The organism is Rhodococcus sp. ACS1 (genome assembly GCF_002300155.1).
Classification (GTDB): domain Bacteria; phylum Actinomycetota; class Actinomycetes; order Mycobacteriales; family Mycobacteriaceae; genus Rhodococcus_F; species Rhodococcus_F koreensis.
In genome coordinates this window covers 135,368-159,984 of sequence record NZ_NSDZ01000010.1, presented here as the reverse complement: position 1 = coordinate 159,984, position 24,617 = coordinate 135,368, and the positions used below count along the sequence as shown (strand labels likewise).

At 64.3% G+C, this 24,617-nt stretch carries 34 protein-coding genes and 2 tRNA genes; 27 read left to right on the top strand and 9 right to left on the bottom strand.

Annotated features, from left to right (window positions below; translation table 11 throughout):
* Positions 1 to 18 precede the first annotated feature (18 nt).
* A complete protein-coding gene (locus tag CJ179_RS39010; protein ID WP_095865089.1) occupies positions 19 to 1,128 on the bottom strand; it encodes a ferredoxin reductase in 1,110 nt (369 codons plus the stop codon).
* Between the two features lie 118 nt (positions 1,129 to 1,246).
* Between CJ179_RS39010 and CJ179_RS39005 the strand changes: the two genes are divergently transcribed.
* The 3 genes from CJ179_RS39005 (at position 1,247) to CJ179_RS38995 (ending at position 3,485) form a co-directional block, all read left to right on the top strand.
* Positions 1,247 to 1,957 carry a TetR family transcriptional regulator gene (locus CJ179_RS39005; RefSeq protein WP_072947107.1) on the top strand — a complete coding sequence of 237 codons (711 nt, stop codon included), beginning with the start codon at positions 1,247 to 1,249 and terminating at the stop codon, positions 1,955 to 1,957.
* 23 nt (positions 1,958 to 1,980) lie between these two features.
* A complete protein-coding gene (locus CJ179_RS39000; protein ID WP_095865088.1) occupies positions 1,981 to 2,829 on the top strand; it encodes an alpha/beta fold hydrolase in 849 nt (282 codons plus the stop codon).
* A gap of 77 nt (positions 2,830 to 2,906) precedes the next feature.
* Positions 2,907 to 3,485 carry a DUF4203 domain-containing protein gene (locus CJ179_RS38995; RefSeq protein WP_095865087.1) on the top strand — a complete coding sequence of 193 codons (579 nt, stop codon included), beginning with the start codon at positions 2,907 to 2,909 and terminating at the stop codon, positions 3,483 to 3,485.
* On the opposite strand, the gene CJ179_RS38990 is transcribed toward CJ179_RS38995, so the two are convergent.
* Complete coding sequence (locus CJ179_RS38990) at positions 3,482 to 4,807, bottom strand: MFS transporter (RefSeq protein WP_072947047.1); 1,326 nt, start codon at positions 4,805 to 4,807, stop codon at positions 3,482 to 3,484. The genes CJ179_RS38995 and CJ179_RS38990 overlap by 4 nt on opposite strands.
* Positions 4,808 to 4,933: 126 nt before the next feature.
* On the opposite strand from CJ179_RS38990, the gene CJ179_RS38985 reads away from it, so the two are divergent.
* Genes CJ179_RS38985 through cmrA form a run of 3 tightly spaced genes read left to right on the top strand, consistent with a single transcriptional unit; the run spans position 4,934 to position 8,327 of the window.
* Positions 4,934 to 5,464: a PadR family transcriptional regulator gene (locus tag CJ179_RS38985; protein ID WP_095865309.1), complete on the top strand. Its 531-nt coding sequence runs from the start codon at positions 4,934 to 4,936 to the stop codon at positions 5,462 to 5,464.
* Between the two features lie 16 nt (positions 5,465 to 5,480).
* Positions 5,481 to 7,505, top strand: a complete 2,025-nt coding sequence (locus CJ179_RS38980; RefSeq protein WP_095865086.1) for an NADPH-dependent 2,4-dienoyl-CoA reductase — start codon at positions 5,481 to 5,483, stop codon at positions 7,503 to 7,505.
* Positions 7,506 to 7,523: 18 nt separating this feature from the next.
* Positions 7,524 to 8,327, top strand: a complete 804-nt coding sequence (cmrA, locus tag CJ179_RS38975) for a mycolate reductase (protein WP_095865085.1) — start codon at positions 7,524 to 7,526, stop codon at positions 8,325 to 8,327.
* Between the two features lie 63 nt (positions 8,328 to 8,390).
* Here cmrA and CJ179_RS38970 read toward each other — a convergent pair whose 3' ends face one another.
* Positions 8,391 to 10,127 carry a helicase HerA-like domain-containing protein gene (locus CJ179_RS38970; protein WP_095865084.1) on the bottom strand — a complete coding sequence of 579 codons (1,737 nt, stop codon included), beginning with the start codon at positions 10,125 to 10,127 and terminating at the stop codon, positions 8,391 to 8,393.
* A gap of 85 nt (positions 10,128 to 10,212) precedes the next feature.
* On the opposite strand from CJ179_RS38970, the gene orn reads away from it, so the two are divergent.
* A complete protein-coding gene (gene orn / locus CJ179_RS38965; protein WP_072947105.1) occupies positions 10,213 to 10,812 on the top strand; it encodes an oligoribonuclease in 600 nt (199 codons plus the stop codon).
* Positions 10,813 to 10,898: 86 nt separating this feature from the next.
* Positions 10,899 to 10,974: transfer RNA gene (locus CJ179_RS38960), tRNA-His, on the top strand.
* 60 nt (positions 10,975 to 11,034) lie between these two features.
* On the opposite strand, the gene CJ179_RS38955 is transcribed toward CJ179_RS38960, so the two are convergent.
* Positions 11,035 to 12,270 (bottom strand): Ig-like domain-containing protein, encoded by a 1,236-nt coding sequence (locus CJ179_RS38955; RefSeq protein ID WP_095865083.1) that lies wholly within the window; start codon positions 12,268 to 12,270, stop codon positions 11,035 to 11,037.
* Positions 12,271 to 12,816: 546 nt separating this feature from the next.
* Between CJ179_RS38955 and CJ179_RS38950 the strand changes: the two genes are divergently transcribed.
* The 16 genes from CJ179_RS38950 (at position 12,817) to CJ179_RS38875 (ending at position 20,674) form a co-directional block, all read left to right on the top strand.
* Complete coding sequence (locus CJ179_RS38950; RefSeq protein WP_095865082.1) at positions 12,817 to 13,062, top strand: hypothetical protein; 246 nt, start codon at positions 12,817 to 12,819, stop codon at positions 13,060 to 13,062.
* Positions 13,059 to 13,277, top strand: coding sequence for a hypothetical protein (locus CJ179_RS38945; protein ID WP_095865081.1), 219 nt, complete (start codon positions 13,059 to 13,061; stop codon positions 13,275 to 13,277). The genes CJ179_RS38950 and CJ179_RS38945 overlap by 4 nt, the downstream gene beginning before the upstream one ends.
* A 368-nt stretch (positions 13,278 to 13,645) precedes the next feature.
* The gene (locus CJ179_RS38940; protein WP_143549028.1) at positions 13,646 to 13,837 is read left to right on the top strand and encodes a hypothetical protein; all 192 of its coding nucleotides are present in this window, start codon (positions 13,646 to 13,648) and stop codon (positions 13,835 to 13,837) included.
* A gap of 100 nt (positions 13,838 to 13,937) precedes the next feature.
* Entirely contained in the window at positions 13,938 to 14,147 is a 210-nt protein-coding gene (locus tag CJ179_RS38935; protein WP_095865079.1) for a hypothetical protein, read from the top strand.
* Between the two features lie 20 nt (positions 14,148 to 14,167).
* Positions 14,168 to 14,476 (top strand): hypothetical protein, encoded by a 309-nt coding sequence (locus CJ179_RS38930; protein WP_095865078.1) that lies wholly within the window; start codon positions 14,168 to 14,170, stop codon positions 14,474 to 14,476.
* A 187-nt stretch (positions 14,477 to 14,663) separates the two neighbouring features.
* Entirely contained in the window at positions 14,664 to 15,266 is a 603-nt protein-coding gene (locus CJ179_RS38925; RefSeq protein ID WP_095865077.1) for a 3'-5' exoribonuclease domain-containing protein, read from the top strand.
* Positions 15,263 to 15,541: a hypothetical protein gene (locus tag CJ179_RS38920; RefSeq protein ID WP_143549027.1), complete on the top strand. Its 279-nt coding sequence runs from the start codon at positions 15,263 to 15,265 to the stop codon at positions 15,539 to 15,541. The genes CJ179_RS38925 and CJ179_RS38920 overlap by 4 nt, the downstream gene beginning before the upstream one ends.
* Positions 15,538 to 16,611 (top strand): hypothetical protein, encoded by a 1,074-nt coding sequence (locus CJ179_RS38915; RefSeq protein ID WP_095865075.1) that lies wholly within the window; start codon positions 15,538 to 15,540, stop codon positions 16,609 to 16,611. The genes CJ179_RS38920 and CJ179_RS38915 overlap by 4 nt, the downstream gene beginning before the upstream one ends.
* A complete protein-coding gene (locus CJ179_RS38910) occupies positions 16,611 to 16,799 on the top strand; it encodes a hypothetical protein (RefSeq protein ID WP_095865074.1) in 189 nt (62 codons plus the stop codon). Before CJ179_RS38915 ends, CJ179_RS38910 begins: the two co-directional genes overlap by 1 nt.
* Positions 16,796 to 16,951, top strand: a complete 156-nt coding sequence (locus tag CJ179_RS51805; RefSeq protein WP_179377846.1) for a hypothetical protein — start codon at positions 16,796 to 16,798, stop codon at positions 16,949 to 16,951. The genes CJ179_RS38910 and CJ179_RS51805 overlap by 4 nt, the downstream gene beginning before the upstream one ends.
* Complete coding sequence (locus CJ179_RS38905) at positions 16,951 to 17,247, top strand: hypothetical protein (RefSeq protein ID WP_095865073.1); 297 nt, start codon at positions 16,951 to 16,953, stop codon at positions 17,245 to 17,247. Before CJ179_RS51805 ends, CJ179_RS38905 begins: the two co-directional genes overlap by 1 nt.
* A 373-nt stretch (positions 17,248 to 17,620) precedes the next feature.
* The gene (locus CJ179_RS38895) at positions 17,621 to 17,923 is read left to right on the top strand and encodes a hypothetical protein (RefSeq protein ID WP_095865071.1); all 303 of its coding nucleotides are present in this window, start codon (positions 17,621 to 17,623) and stop codon (positions 17,921 to 17,923) included.
* A complete protein-coding gene (locus tag CJ179_RS38890; RefSeq protein WP_095865070.1) occupies positions 17,920 to 18,753 on the top strand; it encodes a ribose-phosphate pyrophosphokinase in 834 nt (277 codons plus the stop codon). Before CJ179_RS38895 ends, CJ179_RS38890 begins: the two co-directional genes overlap by 4 nt.
* Positions 18,750 to 20,219, top strand: a complete 1,470-nt coding sequence (locus tag CJ179_RS38885; RefSeq protein ID WP_257016016.1) for a nicotinate phosphoribosyltransferase — start codon at positions 18,750 to 18,752, stop codon at positions 20,217 to 20,219. Before CJ179_RS38890 ends, CJ179_RS38885 begins: the two co-directional genes overlap by 4 nt.
* The gene (locus CJ179_RS38880) at positions 20,216 to 20,560 is read left to right on the top strand and encodes a hypothetical protein (RefSeq protein ID WP_095865069.1); all 345 of its coding nucleotides are present in this window, start codon (positions 20,216 to 20,218) and stop codon (positions 20,558 to 20,560) included. The genes CJ179_RS38885 and CJ179_RS38880 overlap by 4 nt, the downstream gene beginning before the upstream one ends.
* A 40-nt stretch (positions 20,561 to 20,600) precedes the next feature.
* Positions 20,601 to 20,674 (top strand) — tRNA-Lys (locus tag CJ179_RS38875).
* Between the two features lie 285 nt (positions 20,675 to 20,959).
* On the opposite strand, the gene CJ179_RS38870 is transcribed toward CJ179_RS38875, so the two are convergent.
* The 4 genes from CJ179_RS38870 to CJ179_RS38860 form a co-directional block, all read right to left on the bottom strand.
* Positions 20,960 to 21,265: a hypothetical protein gene (locus CJ179_RS38870; protein WP_143549026.1), complete on the bottom strand. Its 306-nt coding sequence runs from the start codon at positions 21,263 to 21,265 to the stop codon at positions 20,960 to 20,962.
* Positions 21,266 to 21,422: 157 nt separating this feature from the next.
* Positions 21,423 to 21,545 (bottom strand): hypothetical protein, encoded by a 123-nt coding sequence (locus CJ179_RS53415; RefSeq protein WP_257016015.1) that lies wholly within the window; start codon positions 21,543 to 21,545, stop codon positions 21,423 to 21,425.
* Positions 21,538 to 21,903, bottom strand: a complete 366-nt coding sequence (locus CJ179_RS38865) for a hypothetical protein (protein ID WP_095865067.1) — start codon at positions 21,901 to 21,903, stop codon at positions 21,538 to 21,540. Before CJ179_RS38865 ends, CJ179_RS53415 begins: the two co-directional genes overlap by 8 nt.
* A 244-nt stretch (positions 21,904 to 22,147) precedes the next feature.
* On the bottom strand, positions 22,148 to 22,654 hold the full coding sequence (locus CJ179_RS38860; RefSeq protein ID WP_095865066.1) for a hypothetical protein: 507 nt from the start codon (positions 22,652 to 22,654) through the stop codon (positions 22,148 to 22,150).
* Between the two features lie 221 nt (positions 22,655 to 22,875).
* Here CJ179_RS38860 and CJ179_RS38855 point away from each other — a divergent pair, with 221 nt between their 5' ends.
* Positions 22,876 to 23,196 carry a hypothetical protein gene (locus tag CJ179_RS38855; protein WP_143549025.1) on the top strand — a complete coding sequence of 107 codons (321 nt, stop codon included), beginning with the start codon at positions 22,876 to 22,878 and terminating at the stop codon, positions 23,194 to 23,196.
* Between the two features lie 67 nt (positions 23,197 to 23,263).
* Here the strand turns inward: CJ179_RS38855 and CJ179_RS38850 are convergent, their stop codons facing one another.
* Positions 23,264 to 23,710 (bottom strand): helix-turn-helix transcriptional regulator, encoded by a 447-nt coding sequence (locus CJ179_RS38850; RefSeq protein WP_179377844.1) that lies wholly within the window; start codon positions 23,708 to 23,710, stop codon positions 23,264 to 23,266.
* Between the two features lie 289 nt (positions 23,711 to 23,999).
* On the opposite strand from CJ179_RS38850, the gene CJ179_RS38845 reads away from it, so the two are divergent.
* Both CJ179_RS38845 and CJ179_RS38840 read left to right on the top strand, forming a co-directional pair.
* Entirely contained in the window at positions 24,000 to 24,302 is a 303-nt protein-coding gene (locus CJ179_RS38845) for a hypothetical protein (RefSeq protein ID WP_095865063.1), read from the top strand.
* Between the two features lie 107 nt (positions 24,303 to 24,409).
* Positions 24,410 to 24,616, top strand: a complete 207-nt coding sequence (locus CJ179_RS38840) for a hypothetical protein (RefSeq protein WP_095865062.1) — start codon at positions 24,410 to 24,412, stop codon at positions 24,614 to 24,616.
* Position 24,617 lies beyond the last annotated feature (1 nt).

Genomic DNA, 24,617 nt, shown 5'->3' with positions numbered 1-24,617 from the left:
ACATTGATGTCGTGAAAGTCAGATGTCGAGGGCGACGTCGCCCACCGGAACCGAGACGCACAGTTGGATCGCCTTGTCCGGGTCGGTGTCGGTATCGCCGGTGCGGACGTTCCTGGTGCACCCCGATGTCTTCACCGTGGTGCAGGAGAAGCAGATGCCCATCCGGCAGCCGTACTCCGGATGGAGTCCGGCGGCTTCCGCCTGTTCGAGCAGTGTCGCACCGGAGTTGTCCGCGGTGACGCCGCTGGCGGTGAAGGACACCGCGCCGCCGGCCTCCCCCTCCACCGGGGCTGCGGCGGGAGCGAACTCCTCGGTGCGCAGACGGTCCTCGATGCCGAGTTCGCGGTACACCTCCCGGACGCCACGCATCAGTCCGGGTGGGCCGCACAGGAACGTTTCGGCGTCGGCGTACCAGGGCGCCACCGCGTCGAGGTGCTCCTGACCGAAGAACCCGTGCAGGTGCCCGCCGGCCTCCTGATCGGTGTACGCCAGTACGAGGGAGACGTTGGCGTTCGCGTCCGCGAGTGCGCGCAACTCGTCTAGGTACGCGACATCGTTTTCGGTGTACGCGTAGTGCAGAAAAGTGATGCTTCCGACGTGCTCCTCGTCGACGAGGGTGCGCAGCATCGACAGAACCGGAGTGATTCCGCTGCCTCCGCTCACCAGCAGCAGCCGGCGCGGACGAGGAGACGGAAGGGTGAATTCGCCCGCGGCCTGAGACAGGTCGAGCACGAGTCCGGGGCGCGCCTGCGCGTGCAGGTACTGCGAGACGAGCCCGTCGGGATGCGCCTTGATCGTCAACTCGACGTGCCCGTCGGTGGACGACTGTGCATTGGCAGGCGAGTAGCAGCGGGTGTGCCGAACCCCGTCGATCACGACCCCCACCTGCACGAACTGCCCCGCGCGGAATCCACGCCACTGGCGGGTGGGGCGCAGCGTGAGAGTGACGGTGTCGGCCGTGGACCGCCGGACCTCGACGACTTCGGCGCGAAGGTCGCGCACGGTGACCATCGGCGTGACGAGTTCGAGGTAGCGGTCGAGCTGGTGCGGAGTGGCCATCGCCTCGAACAACGACAGCAGCGAGAACCTGCGTCCCTCCGCCGGACGACTGGTGTGGGCAACTGACACGTCAGCCTCCTCCATTTGAGTGCACGGTTGTACACTGACAATAGTGTGACAGAGGGAGACAGGAACTTGTCAATCGCAATGTGACCGCACGCACACTCGAGGCGGGGATCGGATGCGCATGCCGGACGACGAACGCGAACACCCGGAGGTGGTGGCGGTGCTCTCCCCCGCGAATACACTCACTGCCGTGAGTCAGTCGACCGGCGCCGAACCCGAGAGCAGGGCAGCGCGGAAGGAGCGCACGAGGAAGGCCCTCCTCGACGGCACGCTCGAACTGATGTCGGACCGCAGTTTCGCCGGCGTGAGCCTGCGCGAGATCGCCCGCACCGCGGGAATCGTGCCCACCGCGTTCTACCGCCATTTCGCGTCCATCGAGGAACTCGGCGTGGTGCTCGTCGAGGAGGGCATGCGGATTCTGCGGCAGATGCTGCGCGACGCCCGCCGCACCCCGAGCACAAAGAGTGCAGGCGCGTCGCTCGACATCCTCGTGCGGCAGGTCCGCACCCACGAGGCGCAGTTCCGGTTCCTCAGCCGCGAACGCTACGGCGGTGTCCCGGAAATTCGCCGTGCGATCGCGACCGAGATGAAGCTGTTCGTCAGCGAACTCACGGTCGATCTGTCCCGCATCGACGGCCTGCAGACCTGGGACCACGACGACCTGGAGATGGCGGCCGACCTCATCGTGTCCACCATGTTCGCCGTCGTCGTCGATCTCCTCGAGGCCGATCGTCCCGGAAGCCGAAGCGAGGCCGAGGTCGTCGCGCGCGCCGAGCGTCAACTGCGCCTGATCATGCTCGGCATGAGCGGGTGGAATCCCGGAAAGAAGTAGGTCGCCCGCCGTACGGTGGGGGCATGTCGACTCTCCTCGAGCACACCCACGTCCCGGTAGGGCCGCTCACCTTCGACGTCACGGTCGGTGGCCCGACCGACGGCGACGCCGTCCTGTTGCTGCACGGATACCCGGAGAGCGCGGCGTCGTGGTCACGGGTCGCGACCCTCCTGAACGACGCGGGCCTGCGGACCTACGCGCCGAATCAGCGCGGCTATTCGCGCGGTGCGCGCCCCGACGGTGTCGAGTCCTACCGGATCGACCACCTCGTCGCCGACGTCGTAGGGCTGCTCGACGCCCTCGACATCGACACCGTGCATCTCGTCGGCCACGACTGGGGATCCATCGTGGCTTGGTGCGTGGCGGCCCGCCACCCGGGTCGCGTCAGGTCGCTGACAACGGCGTCGGTTCCCCATCCCGCGGCCTTCGGCTGGGCGCTACGCGAGGACGCCGACCAGCAACAGCGATCGTCGTACATCCAGTTCCTGCGGACGGAGGGCAAGGCCGAGCACGTCCTACTCCGCGACGACGCCCAGCGACTGCGCGCGGTGTTCGGGGACGTCGTGAGCTCCGAACTCGTAAACGAGCACGTGGGACTTCTGAGTGAACCGGGCGCACTGACGGCCGCGCTGAACTGGTACCGGGCGATGACGAAGGACTTCGAGGCCACCCCAGCCGTCACGGTCCCCACGACGTATGTCTGGAGCACCGGCGACCTCGAGCTCGGGCGTGCGGGTGCGGAGAAGTGTGGCGAGTTCGTCGATGCGCCCTACGAGTTCGTCGTCCTGGACGGCGCCACGCACTGGATCCCCGAGGAGTGCCCGGAGGCACTCGCGAAGGCGATCCTCGATCGCGCTCGGGCGGCTGGATAATCGGCAGTTCCCCTCCCCCGGCGGCGACACGTCTGGTGTGATGGCACTACTCGTCTCGTGCACCCTGGGAGGGCACCATGAGTGGCATCGCAATCCTTCTGGTCGGCGCGGTTCTGTGCTTCGCCGGTGTCGGTTCACTGCACGTCGCCGTTCTCGCCTCCGGATTCGGCCTCGGCTGGCTCGTGTCCGACCTGCTGTCGCTGTCGCTCGGAACGACGTTCCTGGTCGCGGCGATCGGTGCGGTCGTGGTGTGGGCGGCCACCACTCTGGTCTTCAAGTTCGCCGCATTCTTCATCGGAATCATCGCGGGCGCGGTGATCGGAGCGAAGCTCAGTCGCGTTCTGCAACCGGATGACGCCAGCTGGATCCTGAGCGGAATCGTGATCGTCGCGCTCGCCGTCGCCTGCGGGTTCGTCGCCGACCGGTACCGGGCGCGGGCGCTGCTGTGGCTCACCGCACTCGGCGGCGCCAGCTTGGTGCTGACCGGACTCGGCCTCGCCGTCCCCCCGCTGGGTTTCTTGGAGGATCCGAACGAGGGCACCCAGCAGTTCTTCGCCACACTGATCTGGATCGTCGTGGCGGCAGCGGGCTGGCTGACGCAGCGGCGGCTATTTCCGGAGAAGCTCCGGATCGACGACAATCGCGCGCGGCGCTAGTCGCGCTCGGGCGCCTTCACCACCGTCAGCGCGGCGAGCCCGATCCCGAGCACGATCACCAGGCCGATGATTCCGGCCCGATCCGCCGCGAACCACCAGGCGAACAACCCGAACAGGGTGGGCGAGAGGAACGACACCGCGCGACCGGTGGTCGCGTAGAGACCGAACATCTGGCCCTCCCGGCCGGGCGGTGTGATCCGGGCCAGGAATGTGCGCGCCGACGACTGTGCGGGACCGACGAACAGGCACAGCAGCAGTCCGAAGATCCAGAACATGACCGGTCCCGACACCGCCGTGAGGACGACACCGACGACGATCATCGCGATCAGGGACGCCATGATCACGGTCTTCGGGCCGATCCGGTCGTCGAACCGGCCTGCGGTGAGCGCGCCGAGCGCGGAGACGACATTGGCCGCGACGCCGAACAGCAGCACGTCACCCGTGCTGATGCCGTAGACGTTGACGGCGAGGACTGCGCCGAAGGTGAAGACACCGGCCAGTCCGTCGCGGAACAGCGCGCTCGCCACCAGGAAGTACACGGTGCGCCGGTCGGCGGCCCAGAGGTCGCGCAGATCACGCCACAGCACCCGGTACGACTCGAGGAAGCCGGCCTTGTCCGCGCCCGGGTCTGCGTGCGGACGGGCCAGCTCGGGGACCTTCAGCAGGACGGGAATAGCGAAGACCGCGAACCAGACGGCGGCCAGCAGCGCGACCATCCGGATGTTCAGGCCGCCGTCGGTGGTGAGTCCGAGGAATCCGCGAGTGTCACCGTCACCGGCGATGAATCCGAAGTAGCACAGCAGCAGGAGCACGATCCCACCGAAATAGCCCATCGCCCAGCCGAACCCGGACACCCGGCCGATGTTCGCCGGCGTGGACACCTGCCTGAGCATCGCGTTGTACGGGACGCCGGCCAGTTCGAAGATCACCGAACCTGCAGCGAGCAGCACCAGCCCGAGCCACAGGTACTGATAGGAGTCGCGGACGAGGAACATCGCCGCCATGCACCCGACCGTCGCGAAGGTGAGGACGCCGAGCGCCCATTTGCGTCGTCCCGCGGCGTCGAATCGCTGACCGGTGACGGGGGCGAGCACGGCGATGAGGAAGCCCGCGATGCCGAGCGACCATCCCAGCCACGTGCTCGCGGAGATCGACCCCGGCAGGTCCTCACCCACGGCGTCCGTCAGGTACACGGAGAAGACGAACGTGAGGATCACGGCGTTGAAGGCCGCCGAACCCCAGTCCCACAGCCCCCACGCGACAACCTGCCTGCGCGTCGCGGCCTCGCCGATCCCGGCCGGCGGACGAACGTCGGTGCTCATGCCCGCGAGCCTATGCGAGTGAACGGAGAGTTCGTGCGGTCTGACGCGACGAGCGTCCCGTTCGGACGGAAGAACTTAGTGTGCACTCAGTTGCATACGCACCTCGTTGCATACATACTTCGGTTCGTGGCACTCGAACATGCGCTTCTCGTCTCCCTGACCGAGCACTCCGGCTCGGGTTACGAATTGGCGCGCCGGTTCGACAAGTCCATCGGCTTCTTCCAGAGCGCCACCCACCAGCAGATCTACCGCGTCCTCAAACGCATGGACGAGGCGGGATGGGTCGACGCCGAGGTGGTGGCGCAGGACGGCCGACCCGACAAGAAGGTGTACCGGGTCAGTGCGGCCGGAAGCGCGGAACTCGCGCGATGGATCGCCGAACCCACCGAGCCCAACCACCTGCGCAACGAGCTGGCAGTGAAGATCCGCGCCGCTCGACACGGTGACGTCGCCGCACTCACGGCCGAGGTCGCCCGCCACCGCGACGGCCACGCCGCCCGGCTCGAGGTCTACCGCATGATCGAAAAACGCGACTTTCCCGCACCGGACCAGCTCTCCGGCGCAGCCCTGCACCAGTACCTCGTCCTGCGCGGCGGAATCCGCGTCGAGGAGGGGTTCGCCGACTGGTGTCAAGAAGTACTCGACGCGCTCTCATGATAAGGACACGCCGCCAATGACACAGTTTCCCCAGCTGCTCGCCCCTCTCGACCTCGGCTTCACGACGCTGAAGAACCGGGTGATCATGGGCTCCATCCACACCGGACTCGAGGACCGCGCCAAGGACGTCCCCCGGCTGGCGGAGTACTTCGCCGAGCGCGCCCGCGGAGGGGTCGCGCTGATCGTCACCGGCGGTTACGCGCCCAACCGGACGGGCTGGCTGTTGCCGTTCGGCGCGAAGCTCACCAACCGTGTCGAGGCCCGCAGGCACCGCGCGATCACGACGGCGGTGCACGACGAAGGCGGCAAAATCGCCCTGCAGATCCTGCACGCCGGCCGGTACAGCTACCAACCGTTCAGTGTCTCCGCCTCGTCGATCAAGGCCCCGATCAACCCGTTCCAGCCCCGCAAACTCACGGGCCGCGGCGTCCGCTGGCAGATCCGCAACTTCGTTCGCTGCGCACGGCTCGCGCAGCAGGCGAATTACGACGGCGTCGAGATCATGGGCGGTGAAGGCTACTTCGTCAACCAGTTCCTGTGCGAGCGCACCAACAAGCGCACCGACGAGTGGGGTGGGACTCCCGAGAACCGCCGCCGGATGGCCGTCGAGATCGTCCGCCGCACGCGCAAGGCGGTCGGCCCGGACTTCATCATCATCTTCCGCCTGTCGATGGCCGACCTCGTGGAAGGCGGTCAGACCTGGGACGAGATCGTCGCGCTGGCACAGGAAGTGGAGGCGGCGGGCGCAACCATCATCAACACCGACATCGGCTGGCACGAATCGCGTGTCCCCACGATCGTGACGTCGGTACCGCGGGCCGCGTTCGCCGACATCACCGGCAAACTCGAGAAGCACGTGACGATCCCCGTGGCCGCGTCGAACCGGATCAACATGCCCGAGGTCGCCGAGGAGATCCTGACCCGCGGTGACGCACAGCTGATCTCGATGGCACGCCCGATGCTCGCCGACCCCGACTGGGTGCGGAAGGCGGAGGCGGGCACCCCCGACGAGATCAACACGTGCATCGCGTGCAACCAGGCGTGCCTCGACCACGCCTTCGTCCGCAAGCACGTGTCGTGCCTGCTGAATCCGCGGGCAGGCAGGGAGACGGAACTGACACTCTCCCCCACCCGGACCGCGAAGCGGGTCGCCGTCGTCGGCGCAGGCCCCGCGGGACTGTCCGCGGCGCTCGGTCTGGCCCAGCGCGGCCACTCGGTGACCCTGTTCGAGGCGGATTCGGAGATCGGCGGCCAGTTCGGCATCGCCCGCAAGATTCCCGGCAAGGAGGAGTTCGCGGAGACCATTCGGTACTACACCCGCCAGCTGCCGCTCGCCGATGTCGACGTCCGGCTCGACACCCGCGTCACCGCGGCCGAGCTGGTCGGCACGTACGACGAGGTGATCGTCGCGACCGGTGTGACGCCCCGCGTCCCGTCGATTCCGGGGATCGACCATCCGAAGGTGCTCACGTATCCGGAGGTCGTCCGGGGCGGCAAGCCCGTCGGACGGTCGGTCGCGGTGATCGGGGCCGGCGGGATCGGCGTCGACGTCAGTGAGTTCCTCACCCACGAGCACTCCCCGACTCTCGATCTGAAGGAATGGAAGCAGGAGTGGGGTGTCACCGAACCCGAGGCCGCGGCGGGCGCGCTCACCACACCCATTCCCGAACCGTCGCCGCGTGAGGTGTACCTGCTGCAACGCAAGAGCGGCCGGATCGGCGCGGGACTCGCGAAGACCACCGGCTGGGTCCACCGGGCGGCGCTGAAGAGCAAGGGCGTCCAGGAACTGTCCGGGGTCAACTACGAGCGCATCGACGACGACGGCCTGCACATCACGTTCGGCGCCAAGCGGGAGAAGCCCCGCACCCTCGCCGTCGACAACGTCGTGATCTGCGCGGGCCAGGAATCGGTGCGTGACCTCGTCGACGACCTGACCGTCGCCGGCGTCACCACCCACGTCATCGGGGGCGCGGACGTCGCCGCCGAACTCGACGCCAAGCGCGCCATCGAGCAGGGCACCCGGCTCGCGGCCCGCATCTGACGCACTACGCTGCTGACCGTGAGCTTGCCGAACCCCACCCCCAGTGCCCGCGCCGTCGTGACCGGCGCCTCGTCCGGAATCGGCGAGGCGCTGGCCGCCGATCTGGCCTCCCGGGGCCACTCCCTGATCCTCGTCGCGCGCCGCGGCGAGGTGATGGAGTCACTCGCCGGGACCCTTCGCGACCAGTACGGCGTCGAGGTCGACGTGCGCGCGTGCGACCTGTCCGATCGGGACGCGCGGGCCGCACTCGTCACCGAACTGGCGGGCCGTGAGGTCAGCGTCCTGTGCAACAACGCGGGTATCGCCACGTTCGGGCCCGTCGCCGGACTCGACCCCGCGTACGAGCGGGCCCAGGTGGAACTCAACGCCGTTGCGGTGCACGACCTCACCCTCGCGGTGCTGCCCGGGATGATCGAACGCGGGTCCGGGGCGATCCTCATGGTCGGCTCGGCGGCGGGCAACATGCCCATCCCGCACAACGCCACCTACGCCGCCAGCAAGGCGTTCGTCAACACGTTCTCCGAATCGCTGCGCGGCGAACTCAAGGGGACGGGAGTGAACGTCACCCTGCTGGCCCCCGGCCCGGTGCGCACCGAGGAGCCCGATCCGGCGGATGCGTCGATCGTGGACAGGCTGGTGCCCGACTTCCTGTGGATCTCCAGCGAATACACCGCCAAGGTGTCGCTCGACGGCCTGGCCGACAACAAGATGCGCGTCGTGCCCGGCATCATCAGCAAGGCGATGTCCGTTGCCGGGCAGTACAGCCCGCGCGCGGTGGTCGCACCGATCGTCGGGACGTTCTACAAGAAGCTGGGCAGTTGACCGTCGGGTGAATGTACCGTTCACCGCTGCCGAGGCGCTGAAAGGTACATTCGCCCAGCGTTTCTAGCGCTTGCGTCGTCGCCCCGTGCCGAAGATGCTGCGGGAGATCTCGCGGCCTGCGGCCGACGCGGCCGAGCGGAGGAAGCTCTTCACCGCGGAGTTCCCGAGGATCTGCTCGGCCATGTTCGGCTCCTCCGGCTGTGTGGGCGCCGGCGGCGGCAAGTCGGGCAGCGGGGGCAGGTCGAGGCCCGGGCCCGCGGCCGGCGCCCCGGCGACCTTGGCCGTCAGCTTCTCGTACGCCGACTCCCGGTCGACGGTCTGCCCGTACTTCGCATACAGCGGGCTCGACGACGCCGCAGCCGTGATCGCGTCGTTGCCGATGGTGTCCATCAGCGAACGGGGAGGCCGAATCCTCGTCCATGCCACCGGTGTCGGCGCGCCCCGTTCCGACAGGACCGTCACGATCGCCTCGCCGATGCCCAATGACGTGAGGGCCTTCTCGAGGTCGTAGTTTCCGGTGGTCGGGTACGTCCGTACCGTTTTGGTCAGCGCCTTCTGGTCGTCGGGCGTGAATGCGCGCAGCGCGTGCTGGATTCGGGCACCGAGTTGCGACAGCACCGCGTTCGGGACGTCCGTCGGCAACTGTGTGCAGAAGAACACCCCCACGCCCTTGGAGCGGATGAGCTTCACGGTCTGTTCCACCTGCTGCAGGAACGCTTTCGACGCGTCCGCGAACAGCAGGTGTGCCTCGTCGAAGATGAAGACGAGCTTGGGTTTGTCGAGATCGCCTTCCTCGGGCAGGGTCTGGAACAGATCCGCCAGCACCCACATCAGGAAGGTGGAGAACAGTGCCGGGCGCGGGGCCTGGGCACCCAACTCGAACAACGTGATCACACCCGTGCCGTCGATCACCCGGAGCAGATCCTCGGTCTCGAGTTCGGGTTCCCCGAAGAACGTGTCGCCGCCGTCGGCTTCGAGATTGACGAGGGCCCTGAGGATCACACCGGCCGTGGCCGGGGATACGCCGCCGATGCCCTTCAGATCGGCCTTGCCCTCGTCGCTGGTGAGGTGCGCGATGACCGATCGCAGATCCTTCAGATCGAGCAGCGCGAGCCCCTGGACGTCGGCCCAGTGGAAGATCAGCCCCAGCGTGGACTCCTGAGTCTCGTTGAGCCCGAGCACCTTGGCGAGCAGGATCGGCCCGAACGCGGTGATGGTCGCGCGGACGGGGATACCCAGGCCTTCCGTTCCCAGCGAGAGGAATTCGACGGGGGATCCCGCGGGCCGCCACTGGTCGTCGCCGGTCTCGGCCGCCCGGGCGGTGATCTTGCCGGTGGCCTCGCCCGGCTGTGACAGACCCGACAGGTCGCCCTTCACGTCGGCCATCACCACGGGAACCCCTGCAGCCGACAACTGCTCGGCAATACCCTGCAGCGTCTTCGTCTTTCCCGTCCCGGTGGCGCCGGCGACGAGTCCGTGCCGGTTGATCGTCGCGAGAGGGATACGCACCCGGGCCGTCCGATCCACGGCGCCGCCCAGAACCACGGTCCCCAGCTCCAGAGCCGCACCCTCCGACGCGTATCCGGCCGCGATGTCCGCGGCGGCACCGGAGGGGGCCGCGGCACCTGCAGGAGCGCGATTCTCCTCAGCCTCCGCGTCCCGGGCTTCCTTCTCCGCCGCCTCCGCAGCGGCTGCGGCCTCCGCCGCGACCCTGGCCGCTTCGGCGGCTGCCGCCCGCGCCGCCGCTGCCCTTTCCGCCGGAGTCGAGGTCGCGCCGCCGTCCTGCGATTGCTGGGTCATCGAAGCCCTCCTCGGATCACGCACGTCGGGAGAAAGTGTCCACCGCAAACCATATCCCGTCACCCACTTGACTACTGTGTTCCGGGTGCAGGACAAACTTGTGTGGATCGATTGTGAAATGACCGGGCTCCGCCTCGGCACCGACAAGCTGATCGAGATCGCAGCTCTGGTCACGGACAGCGAGCTGAACGTGCTCGGTGAGGGTGTCGACATCGTCATCCACGCCGACGACGACGCGCTCGCGGCCATGCCCGACGTGGTGACCAAGATGCACGAGAACTCGGGACTGACCGACGAGGTCCGGAAGTCCACGGTCACACTCGCCGAGGCCGAGCAGCAGGTGCTCGCCTACATTCGCGAGCACGTGCCGGTCGCCGGGACGGCGCCGCTCGCCGGCAACTCGATCGCCACCGACCGTGGGTTCATCGCCCGCGACATGCCGGACCTCGACACCTACCTGCACTACCGCATGATCGACGTCAGCTCCATCAAGGAACTGTGCCGCCGGTGGTACCCGCGGATCTACTTCGGTCAGCCCGAAAAAGGTCTCGCCCACCGCGCCCTGGCCGACATCAAGGAGTCGATCCGGGAGTTGAAGTATTACCGGAAGACGGCGTTCGCGGCCGAACCAGGGCCGTCTACCAGCGACATCGCCGCAGTCGTCGAGGAACTCGGACCCGCCTGAGATACCGATTGGCGTTTTGCGCATCGAACGCGCTAATATCTTCCTCGCCGAAGTTACTGCCCCCGGGCGGTGACAGAAGCGCAATGGTGGGTGTAGTTCAGCTGGTAGAGCACCAGGTTGTGATCCTGGGTGTCGCGGGTTCGAGTCCCGTCACTCACCCCACACGGAAAGCCCCCGGCCTCGGCCGGGGGCTTTCCTCTTTGCGATTGGTCTGACGCCCGCTCAGGCGTTGGCGTTGCCGGCCTTCCAGACATCCCACGGGATGTTCCAGTCCCCGAGGCCGTCCGTGCCCGACAGGGTGCCGCCCAGCGTGTTCTTGACGACGACGATGTCGCCGCGCTTCGTGTTGTCGTACACCCACTTCGCGTTGGACGGGCTGAGGTTCAGGCAGCCGTGGCTCGCGTTCGAGTAGCCCTGCTGCCCCACCGACCACGGCGCCGAGTGGAAGAAGATGCCGCTGTACGACATTCGTGTGGCCCAGTCGACGGGAGTCTTGTATCCCTGCGGGGAGTTGACGGGCACACCGTACGTGGACGAGTCCATGACAAGGTTCGCGAACCGGTCGCCGATGATGTAGACGCCGTTGTCGGTGGGTGTGTCGTCCTTACCCATCGACGTGGGCATCGTCATGATCACTTCGCCGTTGCGCTCGAACGTCACCTGTTTGGTGTTGTCGTCCGCCGTCGCGATCACGGCGTCGCCGATGGTGAAGGCCGTGTGGACGTCCTCCTGGCCGAACAGTCCGTCACCGAGATCACGTCCGTACACGGCGACCTTGACGTCCACGGCGGTGCCGGGTGCCCAGTAGTTCTGCGGACGCCACCGCACCTCGCGGTTGTTCACCCAGTAGAACGCGCCCTCGACGGGCGGATTGGTCGTGACCGTGATCGCCGACTCCGCCGACTTGCGGTCGGGGATGTTCTCGTCGAACTGGACGGCGATCGGCTGACCGATGCCCACCACGTCGCCCTCGGACGGCATGACGTACGGCTTGGTGACGTTTCCGGGCGCGCTGGTGGTGAATTCGGACGTCGAGACGGTGCCGCCACCGAGCCCGTTCGCCTTCACCTCGAGCCGGTACTCCTTGTCGTAGCCCAGCGGCTCCGTGTTGACCCAGGACAACCCGTCGGGGGCGACGGCGCCGTCGACCGGTTCACCCTCCGGGTTGAGCATGGTGACCTTCGCCAGCGTGCCGTCGGCCACTGTCACCGTCACCGGCTGTCCCGGCGAGAATCCCACTGCACCATCGACTGCCGACGCCGTCAGCTTCGGCTTGATGAGTTCGGTGACCGGATTGGAATCGATCGGCGCCTCACCTTCCGTGACGCTGTCGGCACCGGAGACGGTGCACCCTGCGATCGACAATGCGAATACGAGTGATGCCGCCACAATCGTCGCCGTCTTCGAGACGGATCCCACCGATTGCGCCCGCATGCGCCCGCCACGCCCCACACCCATGGATAACCCCACTTCACGTCCTCGCTCCGAATTCACGTTCAAGCCGGCACGTCCCTCGCCTTCGCAAAACGAATCGGCACGTCGAGACCGTGTGGTCTCCAATGATGCCAGCCACTGGAGACCGGTTCCAACCAAGCGCCGGGCCGCTCAATAACGTTCGAATATCAATCGTGACCAGCGGCGCTCTTGTTACGCACCCCCTGCGGATGGGGTCGTCACGAGGAGTCGCGACCAGGCGATTTGCATTCCCGAGAAGCGACCCGCTAATGTTCTGTCTCGCAAGAGCGAGCGCCTATAGCTCAGTTGGTAGAGCAAGTGACTCTTAATCACTAGTGAGACTCCCCTGAGCTTCTTTCAAAAACCACTTCTGACCAGCTCACATGCACGGTCCTGCATGGTTTTTTTGAGGCCTTTTTGAAAAAGATTTGAAAAACGCCCCCCGGCTCAGACCCGATCTCAAGAAGATTGGGCGCTTCGGCGTGTCTCGAAAGCGTGTGACCTGCACAAATGATGTAAGAATTATGAATCATGTGTACTATTGGCCTCATGAACGTCAAAGAACACGCCCGAGCGGTGATCAACGAGACCCAGCGAAGTGGCGGAACAAGCGGCACCGGCAACGCTGACGACATCCTCGAAGCCCTCCACAAGTCCGGCGTCGTCATCCTCACGAACGAGCGGTACGCCGATCTCCTCGAAGACGAGGACTGGCTCGCGTGCCTCGAGGCAGCCGGCGTCGACAACTGGGACGGCATCAGCGCCGCCAGCGATCTCCGCGACGAGGAAGGATGACCGACGCCTACGCGGCCCAGCTCGGCCTGTACCAGATCATGCCGACAACGTTCGTCACCTACCGCGACGAGGACAACAACGTCGTCGGCTGGGACCTGATCGATGACGAGCGCCGCCAGGCCGAGATCGAAGCCGAAGCCGAGCTGGAGTTTCGCCAGCAGCTCCGCGACGACCTCAACCGAGGACGTTTCCGAACGATTGGAACGAGCCTGTGAACTACTTCTTCTTCGCCTTCGCCGCCACGATGACCGTCGCCCTGCTCGTGCTGTGGGTCGTGTCCCTGGTGGGCGGATGAGCACCGTCCTGATCACCCTCGGAGTGATCGCTCTCATCCTCTTCGTCCTGTACGTCGCAGGCGTGCTAGTTATCGTCCGGCTACTCAAAGGAATCTTCTGATGGCTCACCCTCACTGCCAGGGGCCTGCGGGCCACACCTGCCAGGAACCGTCCGGCCGGAAGTGCGTCGACTGTGGCGCGGAAGCCGGAACGCTCTGGGGTCCGTACTGGTGCCCCGCGTGCGACCAGAAGCGACTCGAAAAAATCGATGAAGGATTCAACGAAATCCTGGAATGGAACAAGAACCGATGAAGACCTATGACGTGAGCCTCACCCTCCCCGACGCAGACGGCTGGATCTACGTAGAGGTCCCCGAGTTGGGTGCGCTGACCCAGGCCAAGTCGCGCGGCGAGGCCTACACCGCAGCGTTCGAACTCATCTCCGTGCAGACCGGCGAAGATGTCCGCGACTTCAACATCCGATTCACGAGCGAGGCCTGATGGTCACCGTCCTCGCGTGGATCGGCGGCATCGCAGTCGTCGGCGTCATCGGCTACGTCGTGCTCGGTCTCCTCATGGCCGTGATGTGGACGATCGGCTGATGGACGCTCAGCTCGTCAGGCTCATGCCTGAGAACGTCAAACAGGTCCAGCAGTGGATCTACGACAACGGCGGACTGTCCGTGAAGCGCGGGTCCGGCGACGGCCTGGTGGTCAACACGGACGCCGCGCTGGTGCATGCCAAGTTCGGCGACTACGTGGCTCGCGATGTCAATACCGGCGAGTGGCGCATCATCTCGGACTACTGCTGACCTCATGAACGGAGAACAAATTGCCTGAGCTAATTATCTACGGAGCCTCCGACGACCTCGTTGAACTCGAGGGCTACATCGAAGACGAGTTCTATGTCGATGAGGCTAACGAGTTCCATGGAAGTCTTGTCGGCCCAGGCGGGTCGCTGGGCATCTTCGCCAAGTTTGGGTGGCGCGGCTGGGAGCTGAGTGTCACCGCGCTGGAGAATGACGGTCACGCGCCGTGGCCGTTCCACTTCGGGGACCGGCCAGACCGACCTGAAGATCCGGCCATCTTCATCGACGTGCCCGAGGGAACGAAGCTGCGACGCCAAGGATGCATGGGGTAGTGGGCGTCGAGATCGAGTGGCTGGACGGCTTCGTGAACGTCGTCCTCCCCTGCATCCTGACCGCCGTTGGCATGTTCTTCATCTTCTGGCTTTCCGGAAGGGCGTGACCTGACCGCCCCGCAGGGTTTCCTTTCGTCTCAAATGATGTAAGATTCATGAAGTTTGCATCACAAGGGAAGGTTTGAGCATGCGCTACTACTACGACACCGAATTCGATGAGGACGGCACCAGCATTGAGCTGATCAGCATCGCCATCGTCGCCGAAGATGGCCGCGAGCTGTACCGAGTCGTTGAGGACGCCGACTGGGAGCGCATCAACAAGAACCAGTGGGTCATGGAGCACGTCATCCCGCTCCTGCCCACCCTTGGGGAACCTGAGTGGCAGCTGAAGGACACGATCCGCAAGGAGGTCTACGACTTCCTGTACCCGTACCAGCCGGTCCCTGGCGAGGTTCAGTCGATCGGTTACGTCGGCGATCCAGAGCTGTGGGCATGGTTTGGTGCGTACGACCACGTGGTCCTGGCTCAGATGTTCGGGAAGATGGCCCAGTTCCCCGCCTTCATCCCGCAGTGGACCAACGACCTTCGGCAGGAGGTCCACCGGCTGAAGAATCCGGCGCTCCCGAAGCAGCGTAAGGGTGAGCACGACGCCCTAGAGGACGCCCGACAGGTCAAGCGGTGGGCCGACTGGCTCGCTGGCAAGTTCAACTCCAAGGCCGGTACGCCGATGGAGAACCAGTGCTACGGCGACCGGCACGTGGACCCGCATCGCGGATGCTTCCTGCGTTGACCACCTACCGCGACCTGACACCACTGGCAAAGATCGTTTTCCATCACCTCTATCAGGTGAAGCAGTCATGGAGCTACGAGGACACCGCCCAGCAGGTCGCGGATGAGATCCAGACCATGATGCCGACTGAGACAGCGCTCCTCCTCGAGCGGGAGAAGTTGGTGACTCGGGCACAGATCGCCGAGATGGAGAAGCAGTCCGCGATCTTGCAGCACCAAGCGCACATGGCCCGTGTACACGGAGTTCGACCAGAAACCCCCGGAAGGATGTCATGACCACCGCGACCCGCACCCGACCCGTCGCCTCCTGCGGCACCGACGCCGGATACCAGCGGCACCGCCGTCACAGCACCCCGGTGTGCGACGACTGCCAGCAGGCGCACAACGAGTACGAGGCGAAGTGGCGCGCGCGGAAGGCGGCTGGCATCGCGCCGGTCCAGATCGACCCACCCAAGGTCATCACGAACGCGCAGATCTGGGACGCGGACTGCAAGTGGCTCGTCACCCTGGAGTTCGACGGCACCTGGAAGGCGCAGCGGCGGCACCTGCCGACCGATGCCGTGCTATCCAACGCCGAGTTCTTCCCGACGAAGCAGGAAGCGAACTGGTACACCGACTACCGCATTGAGGGCTACGAGCACCTGGCAGCCCTCGGCATGGTGATGCGCCGCCGCGTGGAGAAGGTTCGCGCCGTGTCCCTGAAGAAGCAGCAGAAGGTCTCCCTGAAGCGCGGGCCGCAGCTGGACATCGACGCCGTGCTGGAGAACTCCTACAAGAACTTCCACACGAAGGGCTTCGACTACATCTGCCTGAAGCGTTCGGATCGGTACACGCAGAAGCTGTACTTCTTCGACGGCGATGTTTCCAGCCTGCCTGAGGTGGTCAATCCACACGATCACAGGTACGACTTCGCCACCACTTGCATTGCGGGTGAGGTGGAGAACGTCCTGTTTGAGCGGTCCATCAAGGCTGCCTACAACGGTGAGCCGGCGCTCCGTTACGAGGTGTTCAAGTACCGGACGCCGCTGAACGGCGGGAACGGATTCGAGTGGTTCGCGGAGTCCATGCTGCGCGAAACCAGCCGGGTCGCGTACAAGCCTGGCGAGACCTACCTGATGAAGTACAACCAGCTCCATACCATTCGGATGGTGAAGCCCGAGACCGTGATCATGCTGGAGCAGTTCGAAGACCGCATCCCGCTGACCATGCCGACTCGGACGTATGTGCGCGGCAAGACGCCCCCGAGCCTGGACGGCCTCTACGACCGCTTCACCGCCGACGAGATCATTGCCCGCCTGACACGCCTGAAAGAGCGCGTGCCCACCTTCGAGCTACCGGAGTTCTGATGTCCGACAACTTCGTCACCGTCCACGTCAAGATAAACAACACCGAGGTCGTCCAGACGGTCGGCCTGTCCTCGGCGCGGACGGGCAACCCGCTCTTCTTCGCCCAGGAGGTCGAGCGCGCGGTGGATGTGGCCGGACGCGCGGTCGGCAACATGGTCGTCGCCCGGTTTGGGGATCACCGGAAGTGAGCAACCACTACCTGCTCGTCTACTGCCGCACCTGCAATCGCCGGGAGATGCCCTATATCGGCGACGTTGATGTGGAGCACTTCGACATCGACATGGTGGACATCGAGATCTACTGCAACGAATGCGTCAAGGCCGGAAAGGCCACTCCCTGATGATCCCCATCGCGGACCTGAAGTTCGAAATCGATGACGAGCCTATCGACTTCTTCAAGCCCGACCAGCCGGACGGAATTGACGAATTCACGCCCGACCTCCCCAATCCGATCAAGGCCGCGCGTCGCGTCATCGAGTACGTCAGCGCGTGGGGCGACGGGATGATTGACGAGCAGGAGGGCCACCCGCTCTTCGCTCGCGATCTGGTCTCGCTCGCCGAAGCTGTCGCCTCTGCCGCCGAGAGAGATCTCGGCCTCACTCCGGAGATCACGCGCCGGATCGGAAGGTTGATGTGAGGGCTCCAGTCGTTCTGCTCACCGGCTCCCGCAACTGGACCGACCGCGACAAGATCTCCCGTGAGCTGTTCGCCATATGGGACGAACTCGGTCGACATCCGCGCGCGCTCCTCGTTCATGGGGCATGCCACCTCGGCGGCGCGGACATCATCGGCGAAGGGATCTGGCGGTCGAAGTACCTCCCAACCCTCGGCATCCCTGCCCTCATTGACAGCAACGGTCGAGTCTATGGACCGGATCGCAATGCGGAGCTGATCCAAACAAAGCCAGACCGATGCCTGGCATTCCCCACCCCCGGTTCGCGCGGCACTCGCAACTGCATTCGCCTCGCCAAAGAAGCCGGGATCGACACACGAATCTTCGAAGGATAGACATGCCCAACCTGACCCAAGAGCAGCAGGAACTGTACGACATTCTCCAGGAGGACTACAAAGAGCTGTGCCGGGAGGATTACGACTGGGACGGCTTCGAGACGATCGACCGCCACGAAGGTGACACCCTTCGGTGGGAGCAGGTCATCACGCTGATCACGCGCGGGCCGTCCGGTCAGCTGTACCGCTGGACCTACCACGAAGGCCTCACTGAGCGCCAGGAGGATGCCTACTACGACGACATTCCCGTGCCGGTCAAGCCTGTCGAGAAGGTCGTCACCATCACCGAATACGTGAAGCAGTGATCGATTTCTACGCGCAGGTCGGTGGCCGGGTATTGCCCAGCTCCGACCTGCCACTCCGCTTCCCGGCTGGCGAGCAGCACATCACGGACCATCCGTACGACGACGAGACTCCGCTGTACGTCGTAATCCGCGGTACCGATGCCAACGACTACATCTCAGCGGCCATGTGGATCGATTTGCAGCGCCAGCGAGGGTTCAGGGTCGCCGCGATCATCCCGTACCTTCCAGGAGCGCGTCAGGACCGTGGAAAGCCGTTCGGGGCACAGGTCTACGCGCGGCTGATCAACGCGATGAGTGCAGACCAGGTGATCACGTTCGATCCTCACTCGCCGGTCATGCCGGGTCTGATCAACAACCTGACCGTCGTGGACTCGACCGAGGCTGTCCTGAAGGGCCTTTCGGGACACGCCCTGGCGCTGGACGGCATCATTGCGCCAGACGCGGGCGCGCGGAACCGGGCCGCGAAGGTGGCTGCCGCGCTCAACCTGCCCGTCTATACCGGCAGTAAGAAGCGCAACTCCCGGACGGGCGAGCTGACCGACTTCGAGTGCGAGTACATCCCGGACCGTGGCGGTCGGTTCCTCATCGTGGACGACATCTGCGACGGCGGTCGGACCTTCATCGGCCTCGCGAACGCCGCCGCGCTGGACCCGGAACAGCTCGTCCTCTGGGTCAGCCACGGCGTGTTCTCCGGTCGGTACGGACACCTTCTCCAGAAGCGCTTCGACCACATCTTCACCACCGATTCACATCCAGGACATCGCAATGAAGATGTCGGTGCCTGGATCGTTCCCGTTCTGCCTTACCTCACCAAGGAGATCTCCCTGTGACCATCGCGTCGCCCATCGCCCCGCTCATGAACGCTGACGGCTACAAGCAGGCCCACCGTGAGCTGTACCCCGTGGGAACGGAATCCGTATACTCCAACTGGACGAACCGTGGATCGCGACTACAAGGCGTCGACCGTGTGGTCCACTTCGGACTCCAGGCCGCGCTCCAGAAGTACCTCGTGGACGAATGGGAGCAGTTCTTCGCCGCCGACGAGGACGTGGTGGTCGCGGAGTTCCAGCGCGTCATCGCCTCGTACCTCGGCAAGCAGGCTCCGTCCGCCGAGCACATCCGCGCACTGCACCGGCTGAAGTACCTCCCGCTGCGGATCAAGGCCCTTCCCGAGGGAACCCTCGTGCCGGTTCGCGTCCCGACGTTCACGATGGAAGAGACCATCCCCGAGTTCTTCTGGCTCGTCGGCTACGTCGAGACGGTCATCTCGGCTTCGTACTGGCACCGCTCGACGGTGGCGACGATCGCCCACCGCTACCGCAGGCAGCTGGACACGTTCGCGGCTTGCACGTCGGACTCGCCGGAAGCCGTGAACTTCCAGGCGCACGATTTCAGCTTCCGTGGGCAGACCAGCGTTGAGGCTGCCGAATCGGCCGGCGCGGGTCACCTCCTGAGTTTCACAGGCACGGACACCCTGCCTGCGATCCTGTTCGTGGAGCGCTACTACCCCGGCGACAACGGCCTGATCGGCGCGTCCATCCCGGCCACCGAGCACTCGGTCATGTGTGCTGGCGGACGCGAGAACGAGCTGGCCACGTTCGAACACATCCTGGATGTCCACGAGGACGGCCCGGTCGCGATCGTCGGAGACACCTGGAATCTGTGGGACGTGGCGCTGAAGATCCTTCCGGCGTTGAAGGATCGGATCATGGCCCGTGATGGCAAGGTCGTCATCCGACCGGACTCTGGCAATCCGTTCTACATCCTGTGCGGCGATTGGGACGCGGACGACAACACCCCTGAGGCGAAGGGCCTGGTCCAGCTCATCTGGGAGCTGTTCGGCGGAACGGTGAACAGCAAGGGCTACAAGGAAATCGATCCGCACATCGGGATCATCTACGGCGATGCGATCACGTACGACAAGATGACCGACATCCTCGAGGAGCTGGAGTTCCAGGGCTTCGCGTCCACGAACGTCGTCTTCGGTGTCGGCTCGTTCACGTACCAGCATGTCACTCGCGATACTTTCGCGTCGGCCGTCAAGGCGACGTGGGCCAAGGTCGACGGCGAAGGCCGGAACCTCCTGAAGGACCCCATCACTGACGACGGCACGAAGAAGTCGGCGACGGGTCGACTCGCGGTCCTGCGGGACGAGAACGGCGAGTTCGTGTTGCTCGAGAAGGCACCGAAGATTGTCGAAGATGGCAGCTTCCTGAAGACGGTCTGGGAGGATGGCAAGGCCACCGCCCCGCAGTCGTTCGCCGACGTGCGCCGCGTCCTCGCGGAGCAGGCGTGACCGAGCAGGAGGCGCTGGAAGCGGCGCTGCATGAGGTCCACCCCGAGGCTCGCCTGATCAACGCACTCCTCGCGAAGGTCGAGCACCAAGAGCAGTCGCTGGGCGTCGTTGCGGTCGCCCTCGGCAAGCTCCACGAGCTGGCGTGGGACATGCAGACGGAACTGCACTGCTGGGACCAGGGCGACAAGTTCCACTGCGCCGAGTGCAGCGAGACCTTCGTGTACCGCACGGAGGTACTGAGCGGCTACGAGAGGCAGCTGCGCGGCATCCTCGGCGGTCAGCTGACCGCGCCGCAGGCACCCTCACCTGCGGATTTGCCTTCAGGCGGATCTGTCCTCTAATGTTTCATCTCGTTGGAGAGCTAGTGACTCCAGCGAGAACGCGCCAGTAGCTCAGTTGGTTAGAGCAGCTGACTCTTAATCAGCGGGTCCGGGGTTCGAATCCCTGCTGGCGCACAGGCGAAAGCCCCAGTCACGTAACGTGGTTGGGGCTTTCGGCATATCCAGGCGAAGGGAAGATCGAATGGCAGACGAACGCAGTTGGCACGGCCTACCTCCGGAACCGCCCTCCAGGATCATTAGCGTCGATCAGTTGAGCGACGACCAGCAGGACAAGCTCAAGGCCTTCATTGCAGACCTCAAGAAGGGTAGGCAAGGAAGCTGGAAGCCGGAGGGCTGGACAGACTAGAGGACAAGCGAAAGCCCCAGTCACGGGATGTGACTGGGGCTTTTTGCTGCCGATCAGACGGTCTTGAACTGGACCGGGTAGCCGTTGAGATACCCGTCCGGCTGGCTCTCCTGCGCCCGGATGACCGAGGTGTACATCCCCTGGTCTGATCGCACGTCCACGCCGATCTTGTCCCCCGTCATGGGGTCCGTGTAGAGGATGGTGAAGGTGTCCTCGCGGAACCACGGCTCGTCCTTGAACGCGAGGGCAACCTGTCGCTCCAGGTTTACACGCCGTTCACTTGGGTAGCTGAATGGGCTGACCCAATCCTGCATGTATTGCTTCAATGCGGCTTGTGGGTCTTTGCTGTGGCTTATCACGGTACGATCAAGCTCCAATCACGAGGTCGAGATGTTGCATACGCGATGCATCTTTTGACTGCATCACCAGCCGTCCCTCCTGATGTCGATGACGGCGGCAGCCAGGGCCGCGCCGAGCAGCGGAATCGCCAGAAGGGCCGCGATCGTTACAGTGGGATCAGTCACTTAGTGTCTCCTTCGGATTGAACACGACGAGGGGCACGCGCGGACCATGGATCGGCACGCTGTAGATGGTGAACCAGCCGTCCGGCCCCGGAGCCAGCCAGTAGATCTCACCCACGGAGGGCACCCAGCAGCGCCTCCGCTTCGCGCACGAGGGTCATGACGACCTCAGGGTCGCGCCGGTTCCTCTCCCACGCGTTGCCAGCTCGCCGGACGGCCTCCTCGCGCTTCTTGATCCGGCCCTCGCGGAGGGCCGCTGCCACGCCGGGGTTGTCGGGGGCTGTGAGATACGAAGTCCTACTGGACCAATGTCCAGGATCGCGGTTCACGAACGCGTCCTTGATTCGCCACCCACTGGTGGAGAACGTGTTCCTGTTGAACCTCACGCCGTTGTCGAGAACGATGTCCCGCTTGAGAATTCGTTCTACCTTGACGTTCGCTGCGGACAAAGATTCGCCGCGCGTTTGTTCGATCACGACAAGCTCGGCTCCGACAACTAGCCAATCGGGCAGTGTTGCAAGGTTTCCCACTGAGCGGGAGCCCCTTTCAAATTGAGCAGTCTCTATCGTCAGGGACTGCGAGAGCGTTACACGCCCTGGTCATCGAGTGTCGCGGCCCACAAGGCGACCTCGTAATGCTCCCGAATTCCGAAGCCAGGCAGTGTCTTCTCTAGGCCTAGTTGATGCACAACCGTGTTCGCCAGGCCCAAGACGAAGAGCTTCACCGGAGGAAGTCCGGCTGCTCGCTGGTCCGCATGAACGGTGCATACGCGTCGATAGCAGGAAGGCCGCACGGAACGAGCCTGCTGAGATGGAGGAACTTGTAACGTGTTCCATGTAGATTGACGAAGCGGCTCACGGTTGACGAGAAGTCAGAGTATCCGTGGTAGACAACGCGATCCGGCACCTTAGTCCATGAATCCCATGGGCCGCTAGGGTCTTTAGTCCCTACTTCGGCTGCCGACCCCTTGCGGTAGCCCACCGTCTCAAGATGAGACAGGACGGCCAGCAGTCCAATTCGCTGCGCTTCGCCGGGTGAGATGGCAGCCGCGCCTCGGTGGTTGCTGACCCCGGCGCGGTAGACACTGACCAGGGTGTCCATCGACTCTGCCAGCGGGGATCGGCCCAGCTCACCGGCCTTCTTCTTGATCGCTTCTTGCACGACGGGACTGTTTCCGAACATGTCGGATACCGCGAGTACGATCTCAGGAGTGATGTTGTGCGTCATGCCTAAATGATGCCATAATCATAATTCTTACGCCATACGCGCGGGATGGTCATGCCGGGGTATCTGTAACCACAATTCACAGGTGTTCGCATGCCGAATATGCAGCTGCACGAACAGGTTTGAGGTGTCGAACAAGATACCTGACCGATCTATACCGACCGGCCTTTATGTGTTATTTTCCAGTTAACGGTTGAACGTTGTTTAACCGTTATCCACCTTGGATGACCCCGCCAGACAAAGCCGGCCGGGTCCGCACGAGAGAGACAACCCCGCCAGTGACGCATCAGAATGTGACCCCGCTGCCTAGCCTCGAGACGGGCGGCGCTGCGCTGTCCACCACCGGGAGGTTGGTGTCAGTGTTTGGGCACGAGATCGAGGGGAAGCCCCTCGTTACTTTTGAGATCGGGACCTGCTGCTTGGTTGACTTCACGATCGAAGAGTTCGACCTCTTCATGGAGGATGCCAAGAAGGCACGGCAGGCGGCGCTAGATAAGAGCGCCGAAGGGCTGGAGGATCTGGGGGATCTCAACCTGGTGGTCTAGCTCAGCAGACAGCAAAGAGGGCCTTACTTCGCGGGGGAAGTAAGGCCCTCTTTTGCGTCTCCGGAAGTTACCGGCGCTTGTGCGATCCCGCGGAGGTGGCCAGTTCTGGCTCATCATCGTCCTCCTCCTTGCCCTCGCCCTTCACGGGGACGCGCTTCTGGAGTTCAACCAGGGCCATGATCATCTCGTCCACGGCCTTGCGTTGGCGCGGCCCGAGGATGCTGGCCTCCGGTGGAGCCACGTACGGATCGTCCGCCGCCCACTGTTGCCCGACCCACTTCGCGATCGTGGAGGGCTTCTTGTTCAGGGCCTCGGCCAGCTTCTCAATGGTGTCCTTGGCGACGCCGCGCGGGCCGATCGCTCGGCCGTAGACGATGCGTTGGATCGTGGTGGCGTGGACCCCGCTTATCTCGGCTAGGGCGTTCATCGAAGCCTGCTTCGTGCGCGGGCTGATGGCTCCCACGTCCTCCATCGCTTTTCGCCAAGGCTCCGGCGCGATTTCTCCTTGCGGCATTATTGCCCCCTTCGTTTCTGCTGCCCGAACCCTGTCCAGTTCGGTGCTGCTGCGTAGAGCATGCATCACACATCAGTTAATTTCAAGCGCTACCGATGAATGATGGATAAAAGTTGCAATAAGTTCACAATTAGACACCCGAATATCGTTTAGACACCCTTGGCAAACCGTTGACTAGGTTTTCTGCCCGTATACCCCTATATCCGCCCAGACCAGCACGGACTTGCGTCAAAAGCTGTAAGATGTATAGTTAATGCAGCACGAACGTACTGCCTGAGGAGGATGTGAGGTGTCTCTCACAGCCGATCTGCGGACACTGATCCGCGACGACCTTGGGGACTCGAATCTGGAACCTGCACGCGAACGCCTCGCTATGGCGATGGACGCTGGCGCAGTGATCGTCTTCTCTGACGAACCAGACGCGGCACAGCGAATCGAATCCCTCGAACGCAAGAACAACGCGCTGGCGATCTACGCCGCCGACCTGGATAAGCGCCTGGAGCTGGCCCAGAAGGGCCTCCCGGCTGCACCAGTACAGCTAACTACCCCTGAACAGCCCAAGCGCGGCTGGTTCAGAAGGCGTAAGGGCTGAACAACTCTCGGAAACGAGAGAAGGCCTGACCGGAGATCAACCCGGTCAGGCCCTCAAGAACCCTCTGGAAGGAATGGATTCCTGTCCAGTATACAAGGAGCGATGCATTGAGCAACACCACCACCGAAGGTTCCATCAACAAGAAGGTCATCCTGGAGGGCGCTGAGGAGCGTTTCAGTGGGGCCACCCCCGCCGTTCTTGGCCTCACCGTCTCTGCCATCGCTGGCCAGCCGGTCTCCGTGAACGACCTGAACGAACTGCTGGAGCTGTCCATTTCTCAGCAGCTGACGATCCGCACTCTGGCCGCTGCCTGAC